Annotated in this window: 13 protein-coding genes; 8 read left to right on the forward strand and 5 right to left on the reverse strand. The window is 69.5% G+C overall.

Annotated elements, in window-relative coordinates; translation table 11 throughout:
* The 5 genes from ME121_RS22615 to ME121_RS22635 all read right to left on the reverse strand — a co-directional run.
* Positions 1–247, reverse strand: a 247-nt coding sequence (locus ME121_RS22615; RefSeq protein WP_491892861.1) for an acyl-CoA dehydrogenase family protein, incomplete at its 3' end; no start/stop codon positions are given.
* Positions 248–273: 26 nt separating this feature from the next.
* The gene (locus ME121_RS22620) at positions 274–1428 is read right to left on the reverse strand and encodes an acyl-CoA dehydrogenase family protein (protein WP_043074386.1); all 1155 of its coding nucleotides are present in this window, start codon (positions 1426–1428) and stop codon (positions 274–276) included.
* A 13-nt stretch (positions 1429–1441) separates the two neighbouring features.
* Positions 1442–2623 carry an acyl-CoA dehydrogenase family protein gene (locus ME121_RS22625; protein ID WP_043074385.1) on the reverse strand — a complete coding sequence of 394 codons (1182 nt, stop codon included), beginning with the start codon at positions 2621–2623 and terminating at the stop codon, positions 1442–1444.
* Between the two features lie 5 nt (positions 2624–2628).
* Positions 2629–3816: an acetyl-CoA C-acyltransferase gene (locus ME121_RS22630; protein WP_043074425.1), complete on the reverse strand. Its 1188-nt coding sequence runs from the start codon at positions 3814–3816 to the stop codon at positions 2629–2631.
* 43 nt (positions 3817–3859) lie between these two features.
* Positions 3860–5941 (reverse strand): 3-hydroxyacyl-CoA dehydrogenase NAD-binding domain-containing protein, encoded by a 2082-nt coding sequence (locus ME121_RS22635; protein ID WP_059409616.1) that lies wholly within the window; start codon positions 5939–5941, stop codon positions 3860–3862.
* A 284-nt stretch (positions 5942–6225) separates the two neighbouring features.
* Between ME121_RS22635 and ME121_RS22640 the strand changes: the two genes are divergently transcribed.
* The 8 genes from ME121_RS22640 to ME121_RS22675 are packed head-to-tail and all read left to right on the forward strand — an operon-like array spanning position 6226 to position 13446.
* Positions 6226–7389, forward strand: a complete 1164-nt coding sequence (locus ME121_RS22640) for an ABC transporter substrate-binding protein (protein WP_043074384.1) — start codon at positions 6226–6228, stop codon at positions 7387–7389.
* A gap of 7 nt (positions 7390–7396) precedes the next feature.
* On the forward strand, positions 7397–8269 hold the full coding sequence (locus ME121_RS22645; protein ID WP_043074383.1) for a branched-chain amino acid ABC transporter permease: 873 nt from the start codon (positions 7397–7399) through the stop codon (positions 8267–8269).
* 10 nt (positions 8270–8279) lie between these two features.
* On the forward strand, positions 8280–9278 hold the full coding sequence (locus tag ME121_RS22650) for a branched-chain amino acid ABC transporter permease (protein ID WP_089231103.1): 999 nt from the start codon (positions 8280–8282) through the stop codon (positions 9276–9278).
* Entirely contained in the window at positions 9271–9981 is a 711-nt protein-coding gene (locus ME121_RS22655) for an ABC transporter ATP-binding protein (protein WP_043074382.1), read from the forward strand. The genes ME121_RS22650 and ME121_RS22655 overlap by 8 nt, the downstream gene beginning before the upstream one ends.
* Positions 9974–10684 carry an ABC transporter ATP-binding protein gene (locus ME121_RS22660; RefSeq protein ID WP_043074381.1) on the forward strand — a complete coding sequence of 237 codons (711 nt, stop codon included), beginning with the start codon at positions 9974–9976 and terminating at the stop codon, positions 10682–10684. The genes ME121_RS22655 and ME121_RS22660 overlap by 8 nt, the downstream gene beginning before the upstream one ends.
* A complete protein-coding gene (locus ME121_RS22665; RefSeq protein ID WP_043074380.1) occupies positions 10681–11439 on the forward strand; it encodes an enoyl-CoA hydratase-related protein in 759 nt (252 codons plus the stop codon). Before ME121_RS22660 ends, ME121_RS22665 begins: the two co-directional genes overlap by 4 nt.
* 5 nt (positions 11440–11444) lie before the next feature.
* Positions 11445–12251: an IclR family transcriptional regulator gene (locus tag ME121_RS22670; RefSeq protein WP_245337775.1), complete on the forward strand. Its 807-nt coding sequence runs from the start codon at positions 11445–11447 to the stop codon at positions 12249–12251.
* Positions 12252–12267: 16 nt separating this feature from the next.
* The gene (locus tag ME121_RS22675) at positions 12268–13446 is read left to right on the forward strand and encodes a CaiB/BaiF CoA transferase family protein (RefSeq protein WP_043074378.1); all 1179 of its coding nucleotides are present in this window, start codon (positions 12268–12270) and stop codon (positions 13444–13446) included.
* The last annotated feature ends 223 nt before the right edge of the window (positions 13447–13669 follow it).

A 13669-nucleotide genomic window follows, 5' to 3' on the forward strand; every position in this document is an offset into this window, starting at 1 on the left:
GGGTGACGCCGAGGAGGCCACGCTCACCCATCTCGCGGAACAGGCCGGGGTCGGACTTTTCGGTCGCGTAGGCCTCGACGATGCCGGGCAGCAGGCGCTCGCGGGCGAAGTCCTGGGCGGCGTCGCGGATGGCGCGCTCGTCCTCGGTCAGCTGATCGTCAAGCAGGAAGGGATCGTCCCACACGAAACGCGCGGAGGGCGGGGCGTCGGGGGCGGCGGAGCCCGGCGGGCGCATCGGGGCGTTCATGGGCAAGTCTCCCTGGATCGTTCGTTTCACGCTGCGCCGAGAAGGCCGCCCGCGTCGCTCACCCGACGCAGGTGATAGGGCGTATCGCCGAGCAGGTATTCGATCGTAGCGAGGCGGCGGAACAGGTGGGCGCCGAGATACTCGAGCGTCATGCCGATGCCCCCGTGCAGTTGCACGGCTTCCTGTCCGATATAGCGGGCCGCGCGGTTGACCTGCACCTTCGCGGCCGAGACCGCAGGCGCGCGCTCGGCCGCGTCGTCGGACCCCGCCATCATGGTGGCGTAGAGGGCCATGGAGCGGGCCTGTTCCAGCGACATCAGCATGTCGACGGCCCGATGCTGCAACACCTGGAAGCCACCGATTGCGGTGCCGAATTGCTTGCGGGTCTTCAGATAATCGACGGTCAGCGCGTGCAGCGCCTCCATCACGCCGACCGCCTCAGCGCACAGGGCCGCGATGCCCTCGTCCAGAACCCGCTCGATCACGGGGAGCCCCGCATTGGCCTCCCCGAGCAGTGCATTGGCGGGAAGGATTACATCGTCCAGCACGAGATCGGCCGCCCGGCCGCCATCCTGCGTCGGGTAGGGCTTGATCGTGAGGCCAGGGGCGTCGGCGGGCACGAGGAACAGGCTGATGCCCGCCTCGTCCCGCTGGCCGCCCGCCGTGCGCGCGCTGACCACGAGGGTCTGCGCCGCGTCGGCATTGAGCACCACGGCCTTGGCCCCGTCGAGCCGGAAGCCGTCGCCCTCCCGGCGGGCCGTGGTCGCCACGTCCGCGCGGTCGTAGCGGGCCTGACGCTCGCCATGGGCGAAGGCGAGGCGATGGCTTCCCTCGACGAGGCCGGGGACTAGGGCTTCCCGCTGCGCGGCGGTGCCTGCGAGCCGCAGGGCGCCGCCGCCGAGCACGACGCTCGCGAGATAGGGCTCGGGGGCGAGGTGTCGGCCGAGTGCCTCGACGGCGATCATGGTCTCGACCGGCCCGCCGCCGAAGCCGCCATCCTCCTCCGAGAAGGGCAGGCCGAGCAGGCCGAGTTCAGCGAGTTGCGACCACGCACCCCCATCGAAGCCCAGCGGCTTGCGGCGGGCGGCCTCGACTTGCTCGAGGCTGCCGTAACGGTCCGCGGCCCAGCGGGCCACGCTGTCCTTCAGCAGGCTCTGTTCGTCGGTGAAGTCGAAATCCATCGCGAAAACTCCTTCAGAGCCCCAGGATCGCCTTGGCGATCACGTTGCGCTGGATCTCGTTCGAGCCGCCGTAGATCGAGACCTTGCGGGTGTTGAGGTAGGTCGGCGCGGCGAAGGCTTCCCAGCCGAGGGCATCGACGTCGTTCGCCACGGGCGCGGGCAAGCTCAAGGGACCCGCGAGTTCGACCAGCAGCTCGGTCGCCATCTGCTGCAGTTCCGAGCCCTTGATCTTCAGGATCGAGGAGGCCGGGTCGGGCTTCGAGGCGTCGCGGCGTCCCTGGGCCGAGACCACCCGCATCTGGGTGATTTCCAGCGCCTTCAACTCCACTTCCAGGCTCGCCACCCGGCTGCGGAAATCGGGCTCGTCCCACATCGTCCCGGCGCCGGCGGGCGTCTCCTTCGCCAGCCGCTTCACCCGGGCGACACGCTCCTTGGTGAGGCCGATGCGGGCGATGCCGGTGCGCTCGTTGGCGAGCAGGAACTTGGCGTAGTCCCAGCCCTTGTTCTCCTCGCCGACGAGGTTCTCGACCGGCACGCGCACGGAGTCGAAGAACACCTCATTGACCTCGTGCCGCCCGTCGATCGTGATGATCGGGCGCACGGAGATGCCGGGGGTCTTCATGTCGATGAGCAGGAAGGAGATACCGGCCTGCTTCTTCGCCGCCGGATCGGTGCGCACGAGGCAGAAAATCCAGTCGGCATACTGGCCGAGCGTGGTCCAGGTCTTCTGGCCATCGACGATGTAATGGTCGCCGTCGCGCACCGCCTTGGTCTTGAGCGAGGCGAGGTCGGAGCCCGCGCCGGGCTCGGAGAAGCCCTGGCACCACCAATCGTCGAGGTTGGCGATGCGCGGCAGGAAGCGCTTCTTCTGCTCTTCGTTGCCGAAGGCGGCGATGACGGGGCCCACCATGAAGCAGTTGAATTGGAGCGGCAGCGGCACCGCCGCCTGCATCAGTTCCTCCATGAAGATGTAGCGGCGGATCGGATCCCAATCCTGCCCGCCCCACTCCTTCGGCCAATGGGGCACGGCCCAGCCCTTGGCGTTCAGGATCCGCTGCGAGGTGACGTAATCCTCCCGCGCGAGGGAGCGCCCCTCGGAGATCTTGCGGCGGATCTCGGCGGGAATCTCGGTGCGGAAGAAGGTGCGGACCTCCTGGCGGAAATCAGCCTCTTCCTGTGTGAAGCGCAGATCCATGGGTCTTACTCCCCCTCGATCTCGAACAGGCCGGCGCAGCCCTGGCCGCCGGCCACGCACATGGTGACGACCGCGTAGCGCACACGGCGGCGGCGGCCCTCCAGAAGGGCATGGCCCACCAGCCGGGCGCCCGACATGCCGAACGGATGGCCGACGCTGATCGCGCCACCGTTGACGTTGACCTTGTCCGGGTCGATCCCGAGCTTGTCGCGGCAGTAGATCGACTGCGAGGCGAAGGCCTCGTTCAACTCCCAAAGGCCGATATCGTCCACGGAGAGCCCGTTGCGCTCGAGGAGACGCGGCACCGCGAAGACCGGGCCGATGCCCATCTCCTCCGGCCCGCACCCGGCGGCTGCGAAGCCGCGCACGATCCCCAGCGGCTTGAGGTTCCGGCGCGCGGCCTCCTCGGCGGACATCAGCACGGAGGCCGACGCGCCGTCGGAGAGCTGGCTGGCATTGCCCGCTGTGACGAAGGCGGCCTCGCCGCGCACGGGCTTGAGCTTGGCGAGGCCGTCCAAGGTGGTCTCGGGCCGGTTGCCCTCGTCCTTGGCAAGGCGGGTCTCAACCTGCCTCGTCTCGCCGGTCGCCTTGTCGGTCACGGCCATGGTGGCGGTGATCGGCACGATCTCGTCATCGAACAGCCCGGCGGCTTGAGCGGCGGCGGTGCGCTGCTGGCTCATCAGGGCGAATTCGTCCTGCGCCTCGCGCGAGATGCCGTACCGCTCCGCCACGATGTCGGCGGTCTCGATCATCGGCATGTAGATCTCGGGCAGGTTCCGCTCGAGCCACGCGTTGCGGGTGAGTTCGCGCCGCACCTGCGGCTGGACGAGGCTGATCGATTCGACGCCGCCCGCCACCGCCACCGGCACGCCATCGAGGCGGATGCGCTTGGCGGCATCCGCGATGGCCTGGAGGCCCGAGGCGCAGAAGCGCGAGACCGTGGCCCCCGCCGACTGGACCGGGATGCCCGCGACGAGGCTCGCATGCCGGGCGACGTTGCCGCCGGTCGCCGCTTCCGGGTAGCCGCAGCCCATCACGACCTCTTCGACGGCCTCGGGCTCGACACCCGCCTTGCCGAGGGCGTGGCGGATGGCGTGGGCGGCGAGGTCGGCCCCACCGGTCAGGTTCAGCGCCCCGCGATGCGCCTTGCCGATGGGCGTGCGAGCGGTGGCGACGATCACGGCGTCAGTCATCGGGATCTCGTGAGCGAAGTTGCGGTGCGGGCGGAAGCGGGATTCACCGGCCACCCCAATCGGAAAAGCGCTTGCCCTCCTGGGCAAGCCGGGCGAGCAGCGGCGCGGGGCGCAAGGTCTCGTCGCCGCTCTCTTCAGCGAAGCGGTCGAGATCGGCCGCCACCGCAGCGAGGCCGAGGCTGTCGGCCCAATGCATCGGCCCACCGCGCCACGCGGGCCAGTTGTAGCCGTTGAGCCAGATCGTATCGATGTCGCCGGGGCGGGCCGCGATGCCCTCCTCGAGGATGCGCGCGCCCTCGTTGGCCATCGGCAGCATCAGCCGGGCGACGATCTCATCCGGCGAGAAGCTGCGGCGAGTGGTGCCGTGCTCGGCAGAGGTTCGCTCGATCAGCGCCTCGACCTCGGGGTCGCGCGAGCCCGTCCGGGCACCCTCGGGGTAGAGGTAGAAGCCCTTACCCGTCTTCTGGCCGAGGCGACCCGCCTCGCAGAGCGCATCGGCGACCGGGGCCTTGCCGCCGGTGGCCTTCCGGGTGCGCCAGCCGATATCCAGCCCGGCGAGGTCGCTCATGGCGAAAGGCCCCATGCGGAAGCCGAACTCCGTCACCGCCGCATCGACCTCGTGTGGCAGGGCGCCCGCGAGCAGCAGGCGCTCGCCCGCCGCGCTGCGCCGGGCCAGCATGCGGTTGCCGACGAAGCCGAAGCAGACGCCGACCGTCACCGGCAGCTTGCCGAGCCGCCGGGCGAGGTCGTTGCCCGTGGCCAGGGCATCCGGCGCCGTGCGCGCCGCCCGCACCACCTCCACGAGGCGCATGACGTTGGCCGGGCTGAAGAAATGCAGGCCGAGCACGTCGCCCGGCCGGTCCGTGGCGTCGGCGATCCGGTCGATGTCGAGATAGGACGTGTTGGTGGCGAGAATCGCGCCGGGCTTGGCGATCCGCGACAGGGCGGAGAAGATCGTCTCCTTGATGCCCATCTCCTCGAAGGCCGCCTCGACCACGATGTCGGCCTGTGCCGCGTTGTCCAGGCCGACCGCGCCCGTGATACGGCTCAGCCGCTCTTCCATCGCCGCCTCGCTGAGCGAGCCGCGCTTGACGGACGAGGCGTAGGTGGCGCGCATCCGCGCCAAGCCGCGGTCCAGGGCCTCCTGTTCGGTCTCGATCACGATGACGGGAATGCCCGCATTGGCGAAGCAGAGGGCGATGCCGCCGCCCATCGTGCCCGCGCCGATCACGGCCGCCGACGCGATCTCCCGCCGTGGGGTCTCCTTGGACAGGCCCGGCACCCGCGCGGTCTCGCGCTCCGCGAAGAAGGCGTAGCGCAGGGCCTTCGAGCGCGGATCGTCCACGAGCGCGAGGAAGCGGGTGCGCTCCGTCTTCACGGCCTCCTCGAAAGGCAGGTCGAATCCGGCCCGGACCACGTCGGCCAGCGCCGCCACGTTCGGCTGGCCGGGCGCTTTCTTCACTGCTTCATTGGCCTTGGTCTCGAAGCCTGCGCGTGTCGCCGGGTCCAGCCGCTCGCCTCGGTCGCGGACCCGCACCGGCGCGCCGCCTTCGGCAAGCTTGAGCGCATGCGTGCGCGCCGCCTCCACGAGGTCGCCTGTCTCGAGGGCATCCGCGAGGCCCATCGCGACGGCCTTCTTGGCATCGACAGGCTCACCGCTCAGCATCATGGCGAAAGCGGACTCGGGGCCGACGAGGCGCGGCAGGCGCTGCGTGCCACCCGCGCCGGGGATCAGCCCGAGCTTCACTTCCGGCAGGCCGAGCTTGGCCTTTGGTCCGACCACCCGCGCGTGACAGGCGAGGGCGAGTTCGAGGCCGCCGCCGAGGGCCGCCCCATGGATTGCGGCGACGACCGGCTTGCCCGCACCGTCGAGGCGGTCGAGCACGTCCGGCAGCAGCGGCGCGCGTGGGGGCGTGCCGAATTCGGAGATGTCGGCTCCACCGACGAACACCTTGCCCTCCGCCGCCAGCACCACGGCGCGCACTGAGGCATTCGCCAGCGCCGCCTCCAGCGCGCTATCGATGGCCGCGCGCAGGCCATGGCCCAGCGCGTTCACTGGCGGGTTCGACAGCGTGAGCACGGCGACGCCGCCCAGGGTCTCCTGACGAACCACGGTCCCTCCCATCGTTCTGCATTGCAGAATATCGGTTTGCATTTGTGGCCGCATGTCGGGTCGGGGTGCGACGTTTGTCAAGTCTGGCGGCGAAAATCGTGGCGTTTGAAACAGACTTGTTCCGTCATGCAGAACATTGAACCGCTTTCGATTGACAAATTCGGAGCGGGCGTGCGAAGGCGCATCCGCCGAGGCCGCCATGCGGTCTCGCTGTGGACGAGGGTCGTCAGAACCCACGCACGGGATGAAACACGCGCGCTACCGTCATGACGGGCCGCGCCCAGGGAGGAACCCGCATGCTTCGCAGAGCCGCCGCGGCCGCGTCGATCGCCATCGCCACCATGTTGGGGGCGGGGGCCCGTGCCGACGAGATCCTCGTCGGGGCTCACATGCCGCTGACCGGCTCGCTGGCCCGCTCGGGTCAGGCCTTCGACGAAGGCATGCGGGTGGCGATCCAGATGTTCAACGCCCGCTCCGAGAAGCACAAGATCCGCCTCCAGGTGATCGATGACGAGAGCACGCCTGCCAAGGCGGTGTCGGCGGTCGAGAAGCTCGTCTCGGACGGCGCGGTGGCCCTGGTCGGCGGCTACGGCTCGAACATCATCGGCCCGGCCTCGGACGCCTCGAACCGGCTCAACACCACCTACATCACGGCGGGCGCGGTCAGCGACGAGCTGACGGCGCGGGGCCTGAAGACCTTCTTCCGCATCAACAACAACGCGGGCTACCAGCGGGGCATCGGCACCCTGCTCGAGACCCTGAAGCCGACCTCCGTGTCGATCCTGGCCTCGACCAAGGAGGCCCCGGCGCTGCTCGCCAAGGGCTTGCAGAAGGACCTGACCGCCAAGGGCGTGAAGGTCACGGTCCACGAGTTCGACCCGGCGATCACCGACTTCAAGCCGATCATCAACAAGGTGAAGCTGCAGGACCGCTCGGACATCCTGATGATGTCGGCCTACGAAAACGACTATGTCGGCATCATCCGCGCCGCCAAGGTGCTGAAGCCGCCGGTCAAGCTGGTCGTCGGCGCGTGGTCGCTCGCTACCCCGAAGATGTATGCCGAGTTTCCCGACCTGATGAACAACGTGGTCGGCACGTCCTTCCTGCCCTTCCCGGTCGAGATGAAGGACGAAGAGGGCAAGCGCTTCGCGGAGGTCTACAAGAAGACCTACAACAAGGAGATCGAGTACCTCTCGACCCTGAGCTTCGTGGAGACCACGATCCTCGCGGAAGCCATTGCCCGCGCGGCCGATGCCGGCACACTGAAGTCCGGCGGCCTGCCCGATGCCATGCGCAAGACCGACCGCGAGACGTTGCTCGGCCCCGTCCAGTTCGACGCTACCGGCGACAACCCGCGCTTCTCCGTGGCGATGGGCCAGCACCGTGCGGGCAAGGTCGTGCTGGTCTCCCCGGCGGCCGCCGCGACGGGCGAGATCGTCTTCCCCGGCCTGCCCTGGTGAGGCGGGAATGACCGATCTCATCCTCCAGGCCCTGTTCTCCGGGCTCCTCGTCGGCAGCGTCTACGCCCTCGTGGCGCTCGGCCTCGCCCTCTCCTTCGGGGCGATGCGGATCATCAACCTCGCCCATGGCGAGCTCGTCCTGCTCGCCGCCTATTGCGCCTACGTGGTCGAGGCCCGTGCGGGGCTCGATCCCTACTACGCCATTCCCCTGGCGCTCCTCGTGGTCACGGCGGTCTGCGCCGTTCTGTTCCTGATGATCGACCGCATCCGCGAGCACCGGGAGCTGAACTCGCTGATCCTGACCTTCGGGATCGGCATCATCCTGACGAACGCGATCCTCCTGGCCTTCGCCAGCGACGTGCGCACCACCTCCTCGCCGGTGTTGCAGGACGCGACCTCGGTCGGACCGGTCTATGCCATGAACGGTGAGATCGTCGCCTTCGGCGTCAGCCTCGCGCTGATGGTCGCCCTGTGGTGGTGGCTCAAGAAGAGCTGGTACGGGCGGGCCGTGCGCGCCGTCTCGTCGAACCGGGCGGCGGCCAAGCTCATGGGCATCAGCCCGGTGCGGACCGAGCTGGTCTCGTTCCTCGTCGCGGGCGCGCTCGCGAGCTTCGCGGGCGTGGCGCTCTACACGATGAGCGTGGTGCAACCGGCGGTTGGCCATGCGCTGACCGTGAAGGCGTTCATCGTCACGGTGCTCGCGGGCGTCGGCTCGATCCCCGGCGTGTTCCTGGCCGCGATCCTCCTCGGCGTCACCGAGGCACTCACCGTCACGCTGGCGAGCTCCGCGCTTCAGGAGCTCGCCGGGATGGTGCTGTTCCTCCTCGTCCTCTTCCTGCTGCCGAACGGGCTGTTCGGCGCACGCGCCCGGCGCGGCTGAGGAGAACCCCATGGCCTCCCTCGATTCCGCCCCCGCCGTACCGTTGAAGGCGGCTCCCGCGAAAGCACGCGTGCCCGTCGGCGCCCTGATCGGCCTCGGACTCCTCGTCCTGGCGGCTTTGCCGGTGCTGCTCGGCGCCAGCAACTACATGCTCGGCCTGCTGATCTCGGCGCTGATCCTGTCGGGCGTCGCCCTCGCCTGGGCGCTGCTCGGCAATCTCGGCGGCATGGTCTCCTTCGGCCACGCCGCCTTCTTCGGGGTCGGCGCGTACGCCTCGGCCCTGCTCGCGGGCAAGCTCGGCCTGCCGGTGCTGCTCACCGTGCCCCTCGGCGGGGTCGTGGCCGTCGTGTCCTCGCTCGCCATGCTGCCGGCGTTGCGCCTGTCGGGCGCCTATTTCGCGCTTGCCATCCTCGCCTACGCGCAGATCTTCCGCATCCTCGCGACGGAAGCGTCCTGGCTGACCGGCGGCGGCGCGGGCTACCAGCGTTATCCCGGCCTGCCCACCGTATTCGGGTTCGATCTCGCGAGCCGCACCGGCAGCTACCTTCTGCTCGTGGCCTGCGTGGCGCTCTGCGCGCTGGCCTACCACGCGGTGCGGCGCAGCCATGTCGGGCTGGCGCTCCGCGCCATCGCCGACAGCGAGGACGCGACGCGGGTGGTAGGCGTCAACAGCACCTTCCTGAAGTGCCTGATGCTGATGCTCTCGGCCTTCATCACCGGCGTGTTCGGCGCGCTGAACGCCCACATCATCGGCTTCCTCGAGCCGGATTACGCCTTCTCCGGCATCTGGAGCCTGATGCCGATCATCGCTGCGATCTTCGGCGGCTACCGCACCATCGCCGGGCCGATCGGCGGCGCGGTGATCATCTACCTGTTCGACCAGATCGTCGCGAAGGGGCTGATCGCGGTCGGCCACCAGATCATCCTCGGCTTCGTCCTCGTCGGCATGGTGCTGGCCGCGCCGAACGGGCTGCTCGGTCTTGTCAGGAAGAGGGCCCGCCATGCTTGAGCTCGACGCCGTCACCGTCCGCTTCGGCGGGCTGGTGGCGCTCCGCGACGTCACCTTCTCGGTGAAGCCGGGGGAGATCCTGGGGCTGGTCGGCCCCAACGGGGCGGGCAAGACCACCCTGTTCAACGGCATCTCCGGGCTGACCCGGGTGCGCGGGCGCATCCGCTTCGAAGGCCGCGACGTCACGAAGCTGCCGCTTTACCGCCGGGCCCGGCTCGGGATCGGCCGTACCTTCCAGATCCCGCAGCCGATGCAGCACCTCACCGTGCGGGAGAACCTCGCCGTCGCGCAGGTCTTCGGCGCGGGCAAACACAATCCAGAGCGGATCGAGGAGATCCTCTCCGTCATGGAGTTGCAAGCGCAGGGCGACCGCCCGGCCGAGAGCGCACTGGCCCTGCAGGAACTGAAGCGCCTGGAGATTGCCAAGGCGCTCGCCACCGAGCCGCGCCTCCTCCTGCTCGATGAGGTCCTGGCGGGGCTGGAGAGCCAGGCCAAGCGCCAGTTCGCCGCCAAGCTGAAGGAACTGCATCAGCGCTTCGGGCTGACCATCGTCATCGTCGAGCACGACATCGAGACGATCTCGGGCCTCTGCTCGCGGGCGGTGGTGCTGAACTTTGGTGAGATCATCGCCGACGGCACTCCGGCGCAGGTGTTCCGCGATCCCCGCGTCGTCGAGAGCTACACGGGGACCGCCCATGCTTGAGACCCGGAACCTCAAGGCCGGCTATGGCCATATCACCGTCCTGTGGGACCTCTCCCTGACCTTCCGGGAAGGGGCGCTCACCGCCATCGTCGGCCCGAACGGGGCAGGTAAGACCACGCTGCTGCGTGCCCTGACCGGGCTGATCCCCTACGAGGGCGAAATCCGGCTCGGCGGCGAGCGGCTCGCGGGCAAGACCTGGGATCTCGCGTCCCAGGGCCTCGTGATGGTGCCGGAAGGGCGCCTCGTCTTCCGCGACATGAGCGTGGAGGAGAACCTCTGCCTCGGGGCCTACCCGAAGCGGTGCCGGGGCAACCTGTCCGCCGGGCTCGACCGGGTCTACGCGCTGTTTCCCCGTTTGCGCGAGCGGCGCAACCAGGCGGCGGGCTCGCTCTCGGGCGGCGAGGCGCAGATGGTCGCAATGGGTCGGGGGCTGATGTCTCAGCCCAAGATCCTGCTGATTGACGAGCCGAGCCTCGGCCTCGCCCCGGTCATCGTCAACGAGGTGTTCGACATCATCGCCCGCCTGAAGGAAGCCGGGACGACGATCCTGCTGGTCGAGCAGAACACCCGCGTCGCCCTCTCCGTGGCCGACGATGTGCATCTCCTGCGCGGCGGGCAGGTGCGCCTCAGCGCCCCTGCGGGCGAGGTCGATCTCGACCGCCTGCACGATCTCTACTTCGCGCGGGAGGCGCAGAGCGCATGACCGGGACCCTGCGGATCTCCGACCCCGCCGAGGGCGTCCGTCTCCTCACCATCGACCGGCCGACGCGCCGCAACGCCCTCGACCGGGCGACCTACGGAGTCTTGCGGGAGGCGATCCTCCGGGCCGGGGACGAGGGGACCGTGCGCGCCATCGTCCTCACGGGCGCTGGCGGTTGCTTCACCGCCGGCAACGACCTCGCGGATTTCCGCGAGACCGACGAGACCGGGCAGGACAGCCCCGGCCTCGCTCTCCTGAAGGTGCTCGCCGCCTGCCCGAAGCCGCTGGTGGCGGCGGTGGAGGGGCACGCGGTCGGCATCGGCACGACGCTGCTCCTGCATTGCGACCTCGCCTATGCCGGGGAGGGCGCACGCTTCCGCCTGCCCTTCGTCAATCTCGGGCTCAGCCCCGAGGGAGCCTCGAGCTATCTCCTGCCCCTGGTCGCGGGCACGAAGCGCGCCGCCGAACTCCTGATGCTGGGCGAGGTGTTCGGACCCGGGATCGCGGCGGAGGCGGGCCTCGTCAACGCGGTGGTGGCGACGGGCCAAGCCCTCGACACGGCCCTGGCGCGGGCCACGGCGCTGGCGGCGCTGCCTCCGGTCTCGATCGCCGCCACCAAGCGGGCGTTGCGGGCGGGCCATGCGGAGATCGTCGCGCGGACGCTCGCGAGCGAGGCCGAGACCTTCCACGCGCTCCGCCGCGGCCCCGCGGCCCAGGCCGCCTTCGCGGCCTTCTTCGCACGGAATGCGGGACGATGAGCGACATGGCCGAGCTGACGACCGAGGCCGAGCCCGAGGAGGGCGGTCCGAAGGAGGACCGGCACTTCGTCACGGCGCTCGCCCGGGGTTTGGCCGTGCTCGCCTGTTTCGGCCGCGGACGGCGGATGCTCGCCAACCACGACATCGCCGAAGCCTGCGGTCTGCCGCGCTCCACCGTGTCGCGGCTGACCTATACGCTGACCAAGCTCGGCTACCTGCAATTCGTCGAGGAATCCGGGAAATACGCGCTGGGCGCCCAGACCATCGCGCTGGGCTCCATGGCGCTCGGCGGGCTCGATGTCCGCCACATCGCGCGGCCGGCGCTACGAGCCGTGGCCCAGGCCGCGAACGCCTCGGTCGGCCTCGGCGTGCGCGACCGGCTGAGCATGCGCTACGTCGATTGCCAGCGCGGCCCGGCCGCGATTTCGCTCAACCTCGATATCGGCTCGCGCATTTCGCTGGCCCGCTCCGCCATGGGCCGGGCCTATATCGCCGTCTGCTCGGACCGGGAGCGCGCCGCGCTCTACGAGGAACTGAAGGCCTACGATCCGCTCGCGTGGCCTGCCCTGCGCACCGGGCTGGACCGGGCGGTGGAGGAGCACCGGGAGATCGGCTGCTGCACCTCCTTCGGCGAGTGGCAGACCACCGTATCGGCCATCGCGGTCGGCTTCCATCCGGGCGGTGGGCTTCCGCCGATGTCGATTAATTGCGGCGCCCCCACCGTCATCACCGACGGCCGCTTCCTGATGGAGGTGGCCCGGCCCAAGCTCATCGAGGCCGTGCGCGGTCTCGAGGGCGTGATGGGCACCTGAGACAACGAGGATCCCGATGCTGTTCGATCCCGACGACCTGCCGCTCGCCGGCATCCGCGTGCTGGACCTTTCGCGCGTGCTCGCAGGCCCCTGGTGCGCCCAGGTGCTGGGCGATCTCGGCGCCGACGTGATCAAGGTCGAGCATCCCGAGCGCGGCGACGACACCCGCGATTGGGGGCTGCGGACGGGGCCGAGCAACACCTCGTATTTCGACAGCGTGAACCGCAACAAGCGGTCCATCGGGATCGACCTCACTGATCCGGAAGGGTTGGCGCGGGTCCGGGAACTCGCTCGCCAGAGCGACGTGGTGGTGCAGAACTTCAAGACCGGGGGCGCCGACCGGCTCGGCCTCGGCTACGCGGCGCTCTCCGCCGAGAACCCGCGCCTGATCTACTGCTCGGTCTCAGGTTACGCCTCGGACGGGCCCGAGGCGACGCGGCCGGGCTACGACCTCGTGATCCAGGGCGAAGCGGGGCTGATGGCTCTGAACGGCGAGGTCGGGCAACCGCCCCTCAAGTTAGGCCTCGCGGCGGTCGATCTGTTTACCGGCCAATACGCGGCGCAGGCCGTGCTGGCCGCCCTCTTCCAGCGCGAGCGCACCGGACGTGGGCGCCTCGTCGAGTTGGCCCTATTCGATTGCGGCGTAGCCCTGACGTCCTACTACGGGCTGGAGGCGATGGCGCAGGGCTACGATCCCGTCCGCTACGGCAACGCGCACCCCTCCATCGTCCCCTACGGCGTCTTCCAAGCCGGAGACGGGCCGATCATCCTGACGGTGGGGAACAACGGTCAGTATCGACGCCTCTGCGAGCAGGTGTTGGAGCGTCCCGACCTCTCCACCGATCCCCGCTTTGTCACCAACCTTGACCGCTCGCGGAATCGCGCCGACTTCGTCCCGGTGCTTCAGGCGGAACTGGCCAAGTGGACGCGCGTCGAACTGCTCGTGCGCCTCTCGGCCGTCGGCATTCCCTGCGGCGAGGTGCTGGGGCTCCGTGAAGCGCTGATCTCGGATCGCGCTAGGACGGCGGGCCTAATGATCCCCCCGGGCGACGAGAGGCAGGCTGGCGGCCGCGCCCACGTCTTCGCCCCGCCCTACCGCTTTGACGGCGCCCGTTTGCCCGTTCGCAGACCACCGCCGCCCCTCGATGACGGGCGTGCCGAGATCCTGACCTTACTCTCGACCAATCCGGCATGAAGCACCGCCCATTCCGTAGCTCGTGGGTGATCGCCATCCGGGTTGACGCCGTAGCGCTTGGCCACCGCTCTCACGCGCTCTCGACTGGGCTGTAAGGCGCGACGGACGGCCTGTATCTCTGAGGTGCCCGTCGGCGCGAAGTCAGCGAGGTCATGTCCGCTTTGCAGATGGGAAGAGCCAGCTGCGCACGGCAGCAACGGGCGCATTGCAGAACGGCCGCTTC

Origin of the sequence: Methylobacterium sp. ME121, from assembly GCF_000974725.1 — a bacterium.
Lineage (GTDB): Bacteria > Pseudomonadota > Alphaproteobacteria > Rhizobiales > Beijerinckiaceae > Methylobacterium > Methylobacterium radiotolerans.

Bases quoted from the DNA above. Each gene is read 5' to 3' on its own strand.
- ME121_RS22620 (WP_043074386.1), bottom strand. From the start codon at position 1,428: ATGGATTTCGACTTCACCGACGAACAGAGCCTGCTGAAGGACAGCGTG.
- ME121_RS22675 (WP_043074378.1), top strand. From the start codon at position 12,268: ATGCTGTTCGATCCCGACGACCTGCCGCTCGCCGGCATCCGCGTGCTG.
- ME121_RS22635 (WP_059409616.1), bottom strand. From the start codon at position 5,941: ATGGGAGGGACCGTGGTTCGTCAGGAGACCCTGGGCGGCGTCGCCGTG.
- ME121_RS22665 (WP_043074380.1), top strand. From the start codon at position 10,681: ATGACCGGGACCCTGCGGATCTCCGACCCCGCCGAGGGCGTCCGTCTC.
- ME121_RS22645 (WP_043074383.1), top strand. From the start codon at position 7,397: ATGACCGATCTCATCCTCCAGGCCCTGTTCTCCGGGCTCCTCGTCGGC.
- ME121_RS22660 (WP_043074381.1), top strand. From the start codon at position 9,974: ATGCTTGAGACCCGGAACCTCAAGGCCGGCTATGGCCATATCACCGTC.
- ME121_RS22670 (WP_245337775.1), top strand. From the start codon at position 11,445: ATGGCCGAGCTGACGACCGAGGCCGAGCCCGAGGAGGGCGGTCCGAAG.
- ME121_RS22625 (WP_043074385.1), bottom strand. From the start codon at position 2,623: ATGGATCTGCGCTTCACACAGGAAGAGGCTGATTTCCGCCAGGAGGTC.
- ME121_RS22650 (WP_089231103.1), top strand. From the start codon at position 8,280: ATGGCCTCCCTCGATTCCGCCCCCGCCGTACCGTTGAAGGCGGCTCCC.
- ME121_RS22630 (WP_043074425.1), bottom strand. From the start codon at position 3,816: ATGACTGACGCCGTGATCGTCGCCACCGCTCGCACGCCCATCGGCAAG.
- ME121_RS22655 (WP_043074382.1), top strand. From the start codon at position 9,271: ATGCTTGAGCTCGACGCCGTCACCGTCCGCTTCGGCGGGCTGGTGGCG.
- ME121_RS22640 (WP_043074384.1), top strand. From the start codon at position 6,226: ATGCTTCGCAGAGCCGCCGCGGCCGCGTCGATCGCCATCGCCACCATG.